17 protein-coding genes and 2 tRNA genes are annotated in these 14775 nt (G+C 71.2%); 14 read left to right on the top strand and 5 right to left on the bottom strand.

Annotated elements, in window-relative coordinates; translation table 11 throughout:
* The first annotated feature begins 83 nt into the window (after window positions 1-83).
* The 6 genes from F7P10_RS20510 (at window position 84) to F7P10_RS20485 (ending at window position 4966) form a co-directional block, all read left to right on the top strand.
* Window positions 84-160: transfer RNA gene (locus F7P10_RS20510), tRNA-Ile, on the top strand.
* A gap of 193 nt (window positions 161-353) precedes the next feature.
* Entirely contained in the window at window positions 354-563 is a 210-nt protein-coding gene (locus tag F7P10_RS20505; RefSeq protein ID WP_151011185.1) for a hypothetical protein, read from the top strand.
* A 76-nt stretch (window positions 564-639) separates the two neighbouring features.
* The gene (locus F7P10_RS20500; RefSeq protein WP_151011182.1) at window positions 640-1263 is read left to right on the top strand and encodes a GAP family protein; all 624 of its coding nucleotides are present in this window, start codon (window positions 640-642) and stop codon (window positions 1261-1263) included.
* Between the two features lie 180 nt (window positions 1264-1443).
* Entirely contained in the window at window positions 1444-2799 is a 1356-nt protein-coding gene (locus tag F7P10_RS20495) for a TrkH family potassium uptake protein (protein WP_151011179.1), read from the top strand.
* Between the two features lie 126 nt (window positions 2800-2925).
* Window positions 2926-4311, top strand: coding sequence for a TrkH family potassium uptake protein (locus tag F7P10_RS20490; RefSeq protein WP_254715924.1), 1386 nt, complete (start codon window positions 2926-2928; stop codon window positions 4309-4311).
* Window positions 4304-4966, top strand: coding sequence for a TrkA family potassium uptake protein (locus F7P10_RS20485; protein WP_176611586.1), 663 nt, complete (start codon window positions 4304-4306; stop codon window positions 4964-4966). The genes F7P10_RS20490 and F7P10_RS20485 overlap by 8 nt, the downstream gene beginning before the upstream one ends.
* Before the next feature lie 263 nt (window positions 4967-5229).
* Here F7P10_RS20485 and F7P10_RS20480 read toward each other — a convergent pair whose 3' ends face one another.
* Together F7P10_RS20480 and F7P10_RS20475 are read right to left on the bottom strand one after the other, a co-directional pair.
* Window positions 5230-6645, bottom strand: a complete 1416-nt coding sequence (locus F7P10_RS20480) for a hypothetical protein (protein WP_151011176.1) — start codon at window positions 6643-6645, stop codon at window positions 5230-5232.
* Entirely contained in the window at window positions 6638-7000 is a 363-nt protein-coding gene (locus tag F7P10_RS20475; RefSeq protein ID WP_151011173.1) for a hypothetical protein, read from the bottom strand. Before F7P10_RS20475 ends, F7P10_RS20480 begins: the two co-directional genes overlap by 8 nt.
* A gap of 91 nt (window positions 7001-7091) precedes the next feature.
* Between F7P10_RS20475 and F7P10_RS20470 the strand changes: the two genes are divergently transcribed.
* Window positions 7092-7820: a VOC family protein gene (locus F7P10_RS20470; protein WP_151011169.1), complete on the top strand. Its 729-nt coding sequence runs from the start codon at window positions 7092-7094 to the stop codon at window positions 7818-7820.
* Here the strand turns inward: F7P10_RS20470 and F7P10_RS20465 are convergent.
* Both F7P10_RS20465 and F7P10_RS20460 read right to left on the bottom strand, forming a co-directional pair.
* Entirely contained in the window at window positions 7811-8374 is a 564-nt protein-coding gene (locus F7P10_RS20465) for a TetR/AcrR family transcriptional regulator (protein ID WP_151011166.1), read from the bottom strand. The two genes, F7P10_RS20470 and F7P10_RS20465, sit on opposite strands and share 10 nt — an antisense overlap.
* A gap of 5 nt (window positions 8375-8379) precedes the next feature.
* The gene (locus tag F7P10_RS20460; protein ID WP_151011161.1) at window positions 8380-8964 is read right to left on the bottom strand and encodes a short chain dehydrogenase; all 585 of its coding nucleotides are present in this window, start codon (window positions 8962-8964) and stop codon (window positions 8380-8382) included.
* A 709-nt stretch (window positions 8965-9673) separates the two neighbouring features.
* Between F7P10_RS20460 and F7P10_RS20455 the strand changes: the two genes are divergently transcribed.
* The 5 genes from F7P10_RS20455 to F7P10_RS20440 all read left to right on the top strand — a co-directional run bounded on the left by F7P10_RS20455 (window position 9674) and on the right by F7P10_RS20440 (window position 12494).
* The gene (locus F7P10_RS20455; protein ID WP_151011158.1) at window positions 9674-9907 is read left to right on the top strand and encodes a hypothetical protein; all 234 of its coding nucleotides are present in this window, start codon (window positions 9674-9676) and stop codon (window positions 9905-9907) included.
* A 94-nt stretch (window positions 9908-10001) separates the two neighbouring features.
* The gene (locus F7P10_RS20450) at window positions 10002-10877 is read left to right on the top strand and encodes an AraC family transcriptional regulator (RefSeq protein WP_254715923.1); all 876 of its coding nucleotides are present in this window, start codon (window positions 10002-10004) and stop codon (window positions 10875-10877) included.
* Window positions 10878-10924: 47 nt separating this feature from the next.
* Window positions 10925-11848: a DMT family transporter gene (locus F7P10_RS20445; protein WP_151011157.1), complete on the top strand. Its 924-nt coding sequence runs from the start codon at window positions 10925-10927 to the stop codon at window positions 11846-11848.
* Window positions 11849-12057: 209 nt separating this feature from the next.
* Complete coding sequence (locus F7P10_RS43400) at window positions 12058-12177, top strand: DLW-39 family protein (protein WP_218040089.1); 120 nt, start codon at window positions 12058-12060, stop codon at window positions 12175-12177.
* 244 nt (window positions 12178-12421) lie between these two features.
* Window positions 12422-12494 (top strand) — tRNA-Ala (locus F7P10_RS20440).
* A 53-nt stretch (window positions 12495-12547) separates the two neighbouring features.
* On the opposite strand, the gene F7P10_RS20435 is transcribed toward F7P10_RS20440, so the two are convergent.
* Window positions 12548-12976, bottom strand: coding sequence for a hypothetical protein (locus F7P10_RS20435; protein WP_151011154.1), 429 nt, complete (start codon window positions 12974-12976; stop codon window positions 12548-12550).
* 203 nt (window positions 12977-13179) lie between these two features.
* Here F7P10_RS20435 and F7P10_RS20430 point away from each other — a divergent pair, with 203 nt between their 5' ends.
* The gene (locus F7P10_RS20430; RefSeq protein ID WP_151011151.1) at window positions 13180-13959 is read left to right on the top strand and encodes an aminotransferase class IV family protein; all 780 of its coding nucleotides are present in this window, start codon (window positions 13180-13182) and stop codon (window positions 13957-13959) included.
* A gap of 186 nt (window positions 13960-14145) precedes the next feature.
* Entirely contained in the window at window positions 14146-14634 is a 489-nt protein-coding gene (locus F7P10_RS45475; protein WP_368077417.1) for a helix-turn-helix domain-containing protein, read from the top strand.
* The last annotated feature ends 141 nt before the right edge of the window (window positions 14635-14775 follow it).

The following is a 14775-nucleotide window of genomic DNA, read 5'->3' as shown; positions in this document are numbered from 1 at the left end:
GCCGCGGCCGTCCGATATCGATTTCCGGTTGCCGCTCCAGATGGGGTAATCTCTCGTTGCGCCGCCAAGGACGGCCGCAGTGCGGGCCTATAGCTCAGTCGGTTAGAGCGCATCCCTGATAAGGATGAGGCCGGAGGTTCAAGTCCTCCTAGGCCCACCACCTCAAAAGCCCCCTCCCGGTACCGGGAGGGGGCTTTTAGCGTCAGGCCGAGTGGTCGGCGGTGGCCTTCCGGTGGGCAAGGGCATTTGGGTCGCCCTATGCGCTGGATTGGAAGGCCCCAGGGCATGCTCACCCTTGGCCAAGGTGCTGTTGGTGAAGGACCTGTTGGTCTCGAGCCTGCCGGGGAGGGTGCATGTCCAAGGGAACGGTGGAGCGGGTCGCCGGTCCGGTGCCGGTCCGGTCGATGGCCAAGGGGAACGTACGGGCCGTAGCCCGGTCGGCCGAACCCGCCGCCGGCCGGCCTTCCCCGTCGCCGGACGGGCCGTTCTCCCGCGCTCACCGGCCCGGCGAGGCCGTCCCCGGCGATGGCCGGACCCCGCCGACCGTCGCACCGATCAACTGACCCGACCGGCCCGCTCCCGGCCGCGGCGTTGCGCTCGGCCGGTCGGGGAGTCGCGGGCCGCGTTGAGGAGGGCCGTGTGAGTGTCGAGATCCTTCCGCTCGCCGTCACCATGATGGCGGGGCCGCAGATCATCTCCGCGATCATCCTGGTGACCGGGAGGCGGGCCGTACCGGTCTCCGCGGCCTTCCTCCTCGGCGTGGCGATCGCGACGACGGCGGGCGTGGCCGCGGCCCGGGGCGTGGCGGCGCTCGTCGGCGGCGGCATCGAGATGGGCGGGCACGGGCACGGCGACGCCGGGAAGGCGATCCAGTACGCGCTGGTCGCCCTGCTGGTCGCCGCCGCGTTGAAGAACTACGTCCGGCGGGAGACGGTCGAGCCGCCCAAGTGGCTGGCGGCGCTCCTGGAGGCGGACGCCCGCAAGGCCTTCGTCACCGGGCTCCTGATCATCTTGCTGATGCCCTCGGACATCGTCGTCCTGCTGACGGTCGGCGCGAACCTCGAGCAGAACGGCTCCGGCTTCGCGGCCGCGCTGCCGTTCATCGGCGCGACCGTCCTCATCGCCGCGCTCCCGCTGCTGTTCCGGTTGCTCCTGCGCAGGCGGGCCGTGCACGTCATGCCGCGCGTCCGGGATTGGCTGGACGCGCACGCGTGGGTGGTCAACGTCGCCGCCTGCCTGATCTTCATCGTGCTGATCCTGTGACCCGGACGTCCGCCCCGGGGAAGCGCGCGGACGTCCGATGCGGACGTCCGGCGCGAAAACGGGCCGGGCACGGGCGGGATACCGGTACGGTCGGCGCGTGCGTTGTGTGGTGACTTGTCGGCCCCGCGGCCGCGGCGTCCAGGGCCGCGCCGCCGGCGCGGGCGCGGCGGGGACGGACGGTTGAGGGCGCGCGGTGCCGCCCTCCTGCTGGAGCGGTTCCAGCATCCGGCGCAGGTCGTCGTCACCGGGTTCGGGGTCACGATCCTGATCGGGACGGTGCTGCTGTCGCTGCCGCACGCCACCCAGGACGAGCCCGCGGCGGATCCGGTGGACGCGCTGTTCACCGCGACGACGGCGGTGTGCCTCACCGGGTTGATCACCCAGGACACCGCGTCGCACTGGTCGCTGTTCGGCGAGCTCGTGCTCATGGGGCTCATGCAGGTCGGGGGTCTCGGCCTGATGACCGTGGCCACCCTGTTCGGGATCCTGCTGTCCGGACGGGTGGGGCTGCGCGCGCGCATGGCGGCCCAGGTGGAGACGAAGACGCTGCAGATGACGGACGTACGCCGTGTCGTGCGGAACGTCGTGCTGTTCAGCCTCACGTGCGAGGCGCTGGTGGCGGTCGTGCTGGCGGGCCGTCTCGCTCTGGGCTACGACGAGCCGCTCGGGCGCGCCGTGTACCTGGGCGCCTTCCACGCGGTGTCGGCGTTCAACAACGCCGGGCTGGCGCTGTGGTCGGACAGCATCACGCGGTTCGTGGGCGATCCGTGGATCGTCCTGCCGATCTGCGCGGCCGTCGTGATCGGCGGGCTGGGGTTCCCGGTGGTGTTCGAGCTGGCGCGGCGGTGGCGGCGGCCGCGGAGCTGGTCGATCCTGACGCGCGTCACCGTCGGGACGACGGCCGTCCTGTTCGTCCTCGGCGCGTTCGTCCTGACCGCCCTGGAGTGGAACAACCCGGACACGCTGGGGACGCATCCGCGCCCGACGCGGTGGTTGGCGGGGGTGGTGCTGTCGGTGATGCCCCGCAGCGGCGGGTTCAACAGCGTGGACACGTCCGCGATGCGTCCGGAGAGCTGGCTGGTGACGGACGTGCTGATGTTCATCGGCGGGGGCAGTGCGGGGACGGCGGGCGGGATCAAGGTGACGACGTTCGGGCTGCTGGCGTTCGTCCTGTGGGCGGAGATGCGCGGTGACACGCACGTCAACGTGGGCACCCGGCGGCTGCCGGCGGGGACGCCGCGGCAGGCGATGGCGATCGTGATGCTGAGCACCGGGCTCGTTGCGGTCGCGACGATCGTCCTGATGTCGCTGACCGGCCACTCGCTGGACCGGGTGCTGTTCGAGGTGGTGTCGGCGACCGCCACGGTGGGCCTGTCGGCGGGGATCACGGGGGATCTTCCGAAGTCGGGCGAGGTCATGCTGGTCGTGCTGATGTTCGTCGGGCGCATCGGCCCGCTGACCATGGCCACCGCGCTCGCGCTGCGGAGGCGGACGCGGCGGTACGAACTGCCCGAGGAGCGTCCCATCGTCGGCTGATCGCCCGGCTTTGCCGCACCCTGCGGGGGATATGGCTATTACACGGCGTTTTTCCCGGTACCTTCACATGCCGGGCCGTTTCGTGTTCTGTCGGCCCCTCAGCATGGTCCGCGAGGAGAGAAGGACGTGGTTCGGCGGTTTCGGTGGCCGGGACGGGGGCTGATCCCCCGGGGGACGGCGCTGCTGGAGCGGTTCCAGCATCCGGCCCAGGTCGTCGTCACCGGATTCGGGGTCACGATCCTCGCCGGCACGCTGCTGCTGGCGCTCCCCGTCGCCCGCGCGGGTCCCGGCCGGGCCGACCTGCTGGACGCCCTGTTCACCGCGACGTCCGCGGTGTGCGTGACCGGCCTGATCACCGTGGACACGCCGGAGTACTGGTCGACGTTCGGCGAGATCGTCATCCTGTGCCTGATCCAGGTCGGCGGCTTCGGCCTGATGACCCTGGCCACCCTCTTCGCGATCCTGCTGTCCGGACGGGTGGGGCTGCGCGCGCGCATGGCGGCCCAGACCGAGACGAAGACGCTGCAGATGATGGACGTACGCCGCGTCGTGCGGAACATCGTCGTGTTCAGCCTGAGCTGCGAGGCGGTCATCGCGGTACTGCTGGCCGCCCGTTTCGCGTTCGGCTACGGCGAGCCGCTCGGGCGCGCCGCGTACCTCGGGGTGTTCCACTCGGTGTCGGCGTTCAACAACGCCGGGTTCGCGCTGTGGTCGGACAGTCTCATGCGATTCGTGACCGACCCCTGGATCTGCCTGCCGGTCTGCGTCGCGATCATCATCGGCGGGCTGGGGTTCCCCGTGTGGTTCGAGCTGGTGCGCCGATGGCGGCGTCCGCGGAGCTGGTCGATCCTGACGCGCGTCACCGTCGGGACGTCCGCCGTCCTGCTCGCCGGCGGGACCCTGGTGCTCACGGCGCTCGAGTGGAACAACCCCGATACCCTGGGCACGCTGTCGCGCCCGTCGCGGTGGCTCGCCGGGTTCGTCATGGCGGTCATGCCGCGCACCGCGGGGTTCAACAGCGTGGACACGTCCGCGATGCGTCCGGAGAGCTGGCTGGTGACGGACGTGCTGATGTTCATCGGCGGGGGCAGTGCGGGGACGGCGGGCGGGATCAAGGTGACGACGTTCGGGCTGCTGGCGTTCGTCCTGTGGGCCGAGATGCGCGGTGACGTGCACGTCAACGTGGGCGTCCGCAGGCTCCCCGTCGGTACGCAGCGGCAGGCGATGGGCATCGTCCTGCTGGCCGTGGGACTCGTCGTGTCCGCCACCGTCACCCTGCTGATCCTGACCGGCCACTCGCTGGACCGGGTGCTGTTCGAGGTGGTGTCGGCGTTCGGCACCGTGGGGATGTCCACGGGCATCACCGCGGACCTGCCCCCGGCCGGCCACGTCCTGCTGATCGTGCTGATGTTCGCCGGGCGCATCGGCCCCCTGACCATGGCCACCGCGCTGGCGCTGCGCAGGCGCGTCCGGCGCGTCGAACTACCGGAGGAGCGACCCATCGTTGGCTGACAGCAGAAGAGAACCCGTCGTGGTGATCGGCCTCGGCCGGTTCGGCACCGCGCTGTCGCTCGAACTGGCCGACCGCGGCACCGAGGTGCTCGCGATCGACCACCGGCCCAAGGTCGTCCAGGCCCTGTCCGGACGGCTGACGCACATCGCCACCGCCGACTCCACCGACATCGACGCGCTGCGCGAACTCGGTGTCGGCGAGTTCTACCGGGGCGTCGTCGCGATCGGCGGCGACCTCGAGGCCAGCATCCTGACGACGTCCCTCCTGGTCGAGCTGGGAGTGGACAACATCTGGGCCAAGGCCGTCACCCACCAGCACAAGCGGATCCTGGAGCGGATCGGCGCGCACCACATCGTGCTGCCCGAGCACGACATGGGCGAGCGCGTCGCGCACCTCGTCAGCGGCCGGATGCTCGACTACGTGGAGGTCGACGAGGACTTCGCCCTGGTGAAGACGCACCCGCCGCAGGACATCGAGGGCGTTCCCCTGGGGGAGACGCGGCTGCGCTCCCGGCACGGCGTCACCGTGGTGTGCGTGAAGGCGCAGGGCGAGCAGTTCACGTACGCGACCGCGGACACCGTCCTGCAGTACAGCGACGTGATCCTGGTGGCCGGCCCGATCGCGAAGGTGGAGAGCTTCGCGGAGCGGGCCTGACCGCCGGTGTGGCCGGTGGCGGCGGGTGGGGAAAACCGTGATCCTGGGGATTTCCTGGGGACGGCCCTGGGGACGGCGTTGTCCCCAGGGGTGTGGAGCAAGTTATCCACAAGTTGTGGACAGGTGGAGCGTGCACTCCGCCGACCAGCGAGAACACGTGTTTCCCCAGCCGAGAGGGCCTGTGGAGATCGGTTGGCAACGGTGTGTCACCGACCGTCCACGCCTGGGGACGACGGTTATCCACAGCCTGTGGACATCCGGCGTCACCCGTCGATCCCGAGGTACCAGCGCACCGTGCGGGCGCGATCGTCCCCCAGAACCGGCGATGCGGCCGCGAGCAACTCCCGGACGCGTCGCCGGGCCTCGGGCGACGGGACGCCGTAGTTCCGTGCGGCCTCGGACCGCAGCCACGCGCCGAGATCGCTCTGCCCCAGTGCGGCGAGTTCCGGATCGTCGGTGAGCAGCAGCAGGAGAGCGGCCTCCACGCGCGGCCACGACCCCCGCGCCGCCGACAGCGCGAACGCCGCCCGCCGCACGTGGCGGGGCCGTCCGGGGTCGGCCAGCAGGTGACGCAACCGCCGGGTCGGCAGGACGCTCTCCCCGCGCAGGGCCCGTGACACGGCGCGGACGACGACCGGCGCGGGGTCGACGAACATCGGCGCCAGCCGCGCCGCCGGACCGCCGAGCCGGTGGAACGCCCGGACGGCCTCCGCGCGCACGCGCGGGCGCTCATGCTCGAAGTAGGGCTCGACCAGCCCGAGGTCCCCGGCGGTACCGCATTCGCCGAGCCCCGCGACCCGTCCGCGCGGCCCGCCGCCCTCCGCCTCCCGGTACCGGACGGCCGGGTCCACACCGGCGCGCCGGGCGGCCCACTGGGCGGTGGCGCGCAGCGGGGACGAACCCACGGTCAGGAACGGTAGCCCGTGCTCCGGGCGTCCGAGCGTGACCAACCCGGTGAGCGCGACGACCTGGACGGGCACGGCCTTCGTCTCCAAGAGCCTCTGCAGTGCATCGACGTCCTGATCCTGGGCGAGCAATTCGGCGCAGCGGAGGCGGGACACCGGGTCTGTCTCGGTCAAGACCGCCTGGACGAGGTCCTCCCGCTGGGGTTCGTCTTCGAACCACAGCTCGTACGCAAGGCGGCGTGTAGGCAGGTGCGTAGCCGAACGTGCACCAGGGACGTACCGCAGGGCCTCGCCCATTACCTCGTTCGCGTGCTGTCCACGGCTCCAGTCGCGCATCTCCAGTGCGACGCCCACGCCCGCGAGTGTCGGCGGCTTCGCCGGACCGTCCAGCGCGCGCGCCAGAGCCGTCTGGGCCCGCTCCCGGACCGGCCGCACCCAGTCGGCCGTCCGGATCACGAGGATCGGCAGCAACCGCCGGTCGGTCTCCATGCACGCCCGCCCGAGTGCCGCCTCCCGCCGCCGTCCGTCCCCGGAGCACGCCGCGACCAGCGCGCCGAGGGCGCCCGCGCCGTCCCGTCCGGATTCCCCGTACTGCCACCACGACCGCAGCGCCACGTCCAGGCGCAGCCACGTCCGCGGCGTGGCCTCCGCCAGGCCGTCCAGGACGCGCTCGGCCGCCTTCGGCGGCCCCGCCGCGGCGTCCAGGACGAACCGGGCCAGCTCGCGGTCGGCGCCCCGCCGGCGCCTCTCGACCGCCCGGACCAGCTCACGCACCGTCGCCCCCGGCCGCGTGGAACTCCCGCACGAGCTCGATCCGGCCCACGATGTGGGCGTTGAACTCCGCGAGTTCTTCCGCGGGCACCCACAGCTCCAGGATGGTCCGCCCACCGGCCTGCTGGACGGGGTACCGCCCGGCGAACTCGGCGTCCACCTCGAACCGCGTGACGTACCCGGAGCCGTGCGCCGGGACGTTCCAGTCCCGCGCGATCTTGACGGCGTACTCCTCGTCGAGGACGGGATAGAAGATCGGCTGCTCCGGCAGGCGCGGCGGCCACGCGCGCCATCCCGAGGCGCGCACCAGCTCCAGTTCCGCGGGGCCGACCGGCCGCCACAGCGTCAGCGTGCTCATGGCCCGAGTCTGTCCGCAACGCGGTCCAACGGCCAAGCGAATTAACTAATCAAACTTGACCACCCTCGGAGATCGGCCTACGCTCGCCCGCATGAGCCAGAAGACGATCCCGATCTTTCCCTGCCGGTCGATCCAAACGACGTGGGAGTTCTACCGATCACTGGGGTTCGAGCAGACCTCCTGGCAGACCCGCCCGAACCCTTTCCTCTCCGTACGCCACGGTGACATCGACCTCCAGTTCTATGGCTGGAAGAAGCACGACCCGGCCGCGTCCATGCACATGTGCTACGTCGTCACCGACGACGTGGACACCCTCTACGAATCGTTCCGCAGCGGCCTCAAAGAGACGTTGGGACGGATCCCGACACGTGGCCTCCCCCGTATCAGCGTCCTGAAGGACATGACGTACGGGATGCGGCAGTTCCTTCTCACCGACCCCGACGGCGTGCAACTTCGCATCGGTCAGCAGATCTCCGACGACCTGGAGCACTCGCCCATCCCGGCCGAGCCCGTCGCGAAGGCGCTCCACATGGCCGTTCTGCTGGGCGACTCCAAGGAGGACTACCGGGGAGCCGCAAGAATCCTCGACAAACTCCTCGACGGCGACGAACCCCTGCCTGCGCCCGAACACCTCAAGGCCCTCATCATGCGCGCCGACATGGCCCTCCACCTCGACGCCCCAGACCGTGCCCGCACACTCCTCACCCAAGCGCGCGCGGTCTCCCTCGAAGACGCGCAACGAGCCGCCCTGAACGACGAACTGGTCCGGTTGGCGGACCTGGAGGCGTCCCTGGAGGACTGGGGGACGGGTCAGAAGTGACGGTCGACGATGGCGCGGGCGGCCCGGCGCGCGGCGGGGACGGTGTCGCGGACCGACTCGAGGGCCGCGGCGGCCATCGTCCCGTCCAGGAGGAGCGTCAGCTCCCGGGCGAGCGATCCGGGGTCCCGCGCACCGGCCGCCAGGTCGCGCACCCAGGCGAGCACCGCTCGCTTGTGCTCGATCGTGGCCCGGTGCACCGGACTGCCCGGAGCCGATTCGCTCGCCGTGTTGAGGAACACGCAGCCGCGGAATCCGCCCGTCCCGTCCCCCGCGCCGATCGCGTCGAACAGCCCGACGAGCCGGTCGCGCGGGTCGTCGCCCGCGGCGTCCGCCGCCTCGCGCAGCATGCGCCGCCACTTGGCGTCCGCCTGGGCCAGAAAGGCCAGCACCAGGTCGTCCTTGGACTTGAAGTGCGCGTAGAGCGTCGCCTTCGCGACCCCGGACTCGGCGATGACGCGGTCGACGCCGACCCCGCGGACACCGTGCGCGTAGAAGAGTTCGGCGGCGGCGCGCAGGATCCGGTCCCGGGCCGGCTCGCGCGCGGTCGCGGCCATCGCGCTCAGTGCCCTGGACGGAAGATGTGGCCCTGCGCGGAGCCGCCCACCGCTTCGGCGTAGGCGCGGGCGACGTCCGCGGCGGGGGTGCCGTCCGCGCCGTCCATGCCGAGGGCGTCGAGCGTTTCGGTGACCCAGCCCGGACTTACGGCGTTGACCCGCAGTCCCCGCGGCATCTCGACGGCCGCGGTCCGGACGAACGCGTCGATCCCCGCGTTCACCAGCGCGCCCAGTGAGGCCCCCGCCATGGGCTCGGTGAACGTGCCGCTGGTCAGCGTGATCGATCCGCCGTCCCGCAGAGACCGGATCGCCCGCCGGACCAGTTGGACCTGCCCCAGCAGCTTGGCCTGCACGACCGCGGACGCGTCGACGTCCGCGTCCAGTGGCGTGAGCGGCGCACTGGCGGCGCAGCACACCACGGCGTCCACGTCCGGGACGGCCTCGAACAGCGCGTCGATCGTCGCGGGGTCGTCCATGTCGACGACCACCGGACCGCGCCGCGACGCCCGCACGATCTCGTGCTCCTTTTCGAGCACGGCGCCGATTGCCGATCCGAGCACGCCCGTCGCGCCGATGATGATGACCTTCATCGCTCTCCTCGCTCGCCGGGCCATCACATTAGACAGAAAGGTCTGTCTGGTCAAAGTCTCGGTGGCCGGGCCCCCGCGCGGCGGCCGCGACCTGGGGACGGAGTTGGGGATTATCGGTGGACGGCGTTGTCCACCGGTACGGAGGGCCTGTGGATCGACTTTGTCCACAGCCTGTGCAACTGGCCGGTCACAAGGCGTCACGAGAAGCCATTCGCCGAGGTGAGAGCGTTATCCACGGGGTGGAGAGCGGATCCTTGGGTTGGGGACGATGCTGGGGAAGAATGGTGGACGACGGGACGCCCGGGGATCCCCAGGGTGTGCACAAGGGTTATCCACAGGCTGTGGACGGCGAATGTGGGCACTGGGTCATCTGAACGTCTGTGAAGATGAGCCCCCGAGGTCTCGCCAGGTGCGGAAAACTGCCTCCAGCCTGGGGATTTCCTGTGGAGAAGATGTCCACATCCGCTGGTCGCGGGCGGGTCGGCTCGCACGGAAAGTTATCCACAGTTTGTGGACGGGGAGCATGGCCGGGCCGTCGATGGTTCGCTGGGGACACGGCTCGAAGCCGCCGGGACGCAGGCGAGACCAAGGCGAGGGGGACGGATGTCGACTCGACCCGACACGGACACCGGACGGCGTGCGAGGACACGCAAAGCCGAGCCCCCGGCCTGCGAACATACGTTCGAAGCCGTGATAGGGTCCCCGACTCATGGGGCAGTTGCTGAACGAGCCGGTCCGGGCCGAGCACGACCCGGCCGGACGGCTCACCGCGTACGAGTGGCGGGGCGCACGCTACGCGGTGCAAGAGGTGCTGAAGACGTACGGGGCGCCGGGCGACGGCCGCGTCTACCGGGTCCGCGTCAGCGGTGCCGACGGAGTGGCCGTCGCGGAGCTGGGCCGTGACCGCGACCGCTGGCGCCTCCGGACCGTCTTCTCCGCCTGACGCCCCACCGCCGAACCCGGCCGCGGCGTCCGTCGGGCCACCGCTCGGAGCAAGGCCGCGCACGGGGGTGCCAGGATCGGCGGCCCGCGGACCGGTGGAGAACACGGACTCGGGGAAGCGGCCGGCGGACCGGATCAGCTGGACGCGCGTCCACGATGTGCAGGGCATGCCGCTCGACCTGCTGACGGCCAGGATCGGGCGTCGCCACTACGCGCCGCACATCCACGACGAGTACGCCATCGGGGTGACGGTCGACGGCGTCGAGACGATGCGGTACCGGGGTGAGAACGTCTACTCGGCGGCGGGCAGCGTCGTCGTGGTCGAACCGGGAGAAGCGCACACCGGCGGTCCGGCGCGACCGGAGGGGTTCGCGTACCTGGCCCTTTACCCGGCCACCGACATGCTGCGGGCGGTCGTGCCCGGAAGCGCGGAGCCGCACTTCCGCGGCCCGATCATCGACGACCCCATGCTCGGGAACGCGCTGCGGCTGGCCCACCGGTCCCTGCGCGCGGGCAAGGACCCGCTGGAGGCCGAGACTCGGCTCCTGGAGGTGCTCGACGCGCTCGTCCGCCGCCACGCCGTCCCGCCCGGCAACGGCGACGGCCCACGACGTCCGGACCCGGGCTCCGCGCGCATCGCGCGGAGCCTCGCCGAGCGGCTCGCCGACGAGCTGACCCGCCCGCCCCCACTGGCCGAGGCGGCCGCCGAGCTCGGCCTGTCGCGCTACCAGGCGCTGCGCGCGTTCCGCGACGTGATGGGCATGCCCCCGTACGCGTGGCTCGCGCAGCACCGGGTGTCGCGAGCCCGCGCCCTGCTGGACGCCGGACACCGGCCGGCGGACGCCGCGGCGCTCGTCGGGTTCGCGGACCAGGCGCACCTCACCCGCTGGTTCCGCCGCGTCCTCGGGGTGACGCCGGGCGTGTACCGCAACAGCGTTCAAGACGCGACCGTCCGCCGCACCGCATCCTGAGTCCACGTCCGGAGCCACCGGGCGGCCGACGGTTGCGGAGGGTAGTGGTGAGTCGTCGCGGTTGGGTGCTGTTCTCCGTGATGTGCGTGTTGTGGGGCATCCCGTACCTGTTCATCAAGGTGGCGGTCGACGAGGTGTCGGTGGCCGTGGTGGTGTTCGCGCGAACGGCGCTGGGTGCCGCCGTCCTCCTGCCGCTCGCCTACCGGTCGGGCGGCTTCGGCGCGGCGCGCCGGCACTGGCGCCCCCTGCTGGTGTTCACGGCCCTGGAGATCCTCGGGCCGTGGGCACTCCTGTCGGACGCCGAGCAGCACCTGACCAGCTCGATGACCGGACTGCTCATCGCCGCGGTCCCGATCGTCGGGGTGGTCCTCGCCCGCTGCGCCGGGGACACCGAACGGCTCGGCCCCGCCCGGTGGGCCGGACTCCTGGTCGGCCTCGCGGGCGTCGCGGTGCTCGCCGCCCCGCACCTCGAGGGCGGCAGCGCGTGGGCGATCGGCGAGGTCATGCTGGTCGTCGTCGGCTACTCGATCGCCCCGATGATCGCCCTGCGCCACCTGCGGGACGTCCCGAGCCTGCAGCTCTCGGCGTCCTCCCTCGGCATCGCGGCGCTGATCTACGCGGGGCCCGCGGCCGCCACGCTGCCCGACCGGTTGCCCAGCGGACGCGTCCTCGCGGCCCTGGCCGCGCTCGGCCTGGTCTGCACGGCCCTCGCGTTCACGGTGTTCTTCGAGCTGATCCGCGAGGTCGGAACCTCCCGCGGCATGGTGTTCACGTACGTAAACCCGGCGGTCGCCGTCGTCGCGGGCGTCCTGTTCCTCGGCGAGCCGCTCACCGGGACGATCCTGGCGTCGTTCGTCCTCATCCTCGGCGGATCCGTCCTCGCGACCATCCGCCCGCCGGCCGAGCCCCCGGACACGCCCGTCCCGTCCGCCCCCGCGACCGCCCGGACGCAGACCGCCGACCCGGCCTGACGCCGCCCACGCGTGCCCGCGATTATCGCCGCAAGATCCACTTTTGTCCCGAACCGGCGGCCAACTCGATTGGACGATCGGTCCGATAACGGCGAGTGGGTGCGGATCGCCTGGGATCGGTTGCTAGGCTGCGGAGAGCCTGGGGATGACCGGCACCGTCCACTCCTCCCCGGGACAGGGCTCATAGTCGAAGTGAAGGGGTCCCCACCGTGAAGAAGCTGCTCATTCTCGCCGTCGTCGCTCTCGGTGGCTTCGCCGTCTGGCGCAAGCTGCAGCAGGACCGCGCCGAGCTGGACCTGTGGACCGAGGCCACGTCGTCCGACAGCTGACACCGCCGGCGACCCCCGGCCCCGGCGCGAGCGAAGCGGACGCGTCCGCCTCGATCCCGCCGGGACCACCGTCGCGGCCGGCGCCGAGCGCGCCGCCCTCCAGCCTGCCCTGACCCGGCGCTCCGCGGCGCCGGCGATGGCGCATGCCCACGATCGCCCCGTGAGGCCGCTACCGCACCACGGTGTACGATCGTTCCCGTCCGGCACCGGACCACCGCCCACACAGGGCGGCGCCCGGAACCGAGGGGCCTTAGCTCAGTTGGTAGAGCACCGGCTTTGCAAGCCGGGTGTCAGGGGTTCGAATCCCCTAGGCTCCACCCAACGAAAAGCCCAGGTCAGGAGCTAAGTCCCCGACCTGGGCTCTTGCGTGTCAGTCCCTCTTCTTTCGCTTCCGTGCCCGTTGCGTGCCCGATCGCTTCTTGGTCTTCTTCAGCTCGGCCTTGGCCATCGCGCTCAGCGAGTCGGCGATCTCGCGGTGCCGCTCGTCCGTCGCGTGCAGACAGATCACGGCCGCTCGGTCGCTCGCCTGCCCCATGCGTTCCTTGAGTTCCGGAAGCGTCGCCCCCGCGATGGCGGCGAGGGTGTTGCCGGTGTGTCGAAGGTCGTGGAACTGAACGCATCCAGAGCCCGCAGCCGGTGGCGCCGGAAGTCCTGCCTCGGGAAGCACGATTGCCGGAATCGGGAGCGGGCGCACCCCGGCATCGCTTTTCGGAGGCCCGAAGTGGAAGGCTTGCCCGTCACCTGGACGAGCGTGCGCTCGCCCAGCACCGTCCCCAGCCTTGAGATCGGTGTCTTCCACCGAAGCGCGACGGCTTCACCCCGAAACGCCACGCCGTCACATGAGCGGCCAGGCAACCCGTGATCTTTGCCGAATCCAGCCGATCGCGGCCGCGGCGCCGCTGCGCGCCTCCACGTGACCACCGGGTGCGTTCGCCCCTGGCGGATCGTGGGGCGTGCACCCAAGGCCGGCAGCACAGCCGCGCAGGCTGAGAGGCTGAGGCCATGGCGGAACTGAACGGCGTGCCGGTCACTCCGGAACAACTCCAGGTGCTGGCGCTCGTCAACTACGGTCACTTCACCTCGATGCGAGTCGATGAACAACGGATTCGCGGCCTATCGCATCATCTGGACCGGCTCGTTCGGGACTGCCGGATTCTCTTCGCGGTCGAGCCGGACCGCGGCCGCGTCCGGGAACTCGTCGCCCAGGCCATTGCGGGACGAGGCGGATCGTTCGTCGTCCGTGTGACGGTGTTCGACCCCGCCCTGGACCTCGCCCGTCCCGGGATCAGGGCCGAACCGCAGGTGCTCGTCACCGCCAGGCCGGCCGGGGCCATGCCGCCCGCGCCGATGCGCGTCCAGACCGCCGGCTACGTCCGCGACCTCCCCGAGGTCAAGCACGTCGGCCTGTTCGGCGCCCTACGCCACCGCCGCAACGCCCAGCTGGCCGGGTTCGACGACGCCCTGTTCCTGGACCCCGAGTACCACGTCTCCGAGGGCGCCACCTGGAACATCGGGTTCTACGACGGTGAGCAGGTGATCTGGCCGGACGCCGGAGTCCTCCCCGGCGTCACCATGCGCCTTCTCCGGCAGGTTCACCACCGGACGTCCCTGGCACCGGTCAACGTGTCCGACCTGCCCCGCATGCGCGCCGCGTTCGCCACCAACACGTCGATAGGCGTCCGCGCGATCACCGCGATCAACGACGTCGAGTTCCCGGCCGAGCATCCCATCCTCGACGACCTCCGCACGGAATACGGCGAGATACCCGGAGAATCCCTCTAGCGGCACCCGACACTCCGGAGCCCCGGAAACGACGACCCCGGTGCAACGTTGGACCGGCCGCGAACGCGGGGCCGAGTGTGTGCACCTCCGAACACCTCGGCGCCGGCGGGTGCGCCCCGAGTGCATTCAGGAGGCGTCCATGCACGAATATCCCACGTCCGGCGCCACCGACGATGAAGCTTTCCCGTGGCGTTGTGCTGCCGGGACGACGAACAGTTCAGAGCGACGCCCGCAACCTCAGTCTTCTTCGGTCTCCACGAGGCCCGCGTAGAACGCGAACTTCTCCAGATATCGGCGGTACTCCGGGTCGGTCTCGCTCGTTGCCATCGCCGCCAGCTCCTCGAGCAGGCGAAGCTTGTCCGCCTCGGACAGTCGGCTCAAGATAGAGCTGGACAGATCGCCGCGGACCTCCTCGGCCGACGGCTCGGCGCCCGTCCCTCGGTCGATCCGGAGGTCGCCCACACCTGGCGGCGGACGCTCGCCGGCGGGGGGCGGGTGCGGGTCGACCGCCTGGCCGACGAGGTCGGCTGGAGCCGCAAGCGCCTGTGGTCGTGCTTCCGGTCCCAGCTCGGCATCACGCCCAAACACGCCGCCCGGCTGGTGCGCTTCGACCACGCCGCCCGCCTTCTCGCAGCCGGTCGCACCGCCGCGGACGCCGCCCTCCGGAGCGGCTAAGTCGACCAGTCCCACCTCCACCGCGAGGTCAAGACGTTCACCGGCTGCACGCCCGCTGCCCTGGCCTCCGCGCCATGGCTCGCGATCGACGACATCGCGTGGCCGACTTCATCACCGACTCGCAACCCCTCCAAGACCGCT

The sequence above is a fragment of the Actinomadura sp. WMMB 499 genome (assembly GCF_008824145.1).
Classification (GTDB): Bacteria; Actinomycetota; Actinomycetes; order Streptosporangiales; family Streptosporangiaceae; genus Spirillospora.
Note: the sequence above shows the minus strand (reverse complement) of the source record. Positions and strands in the feature narration are given on the sequence as shown.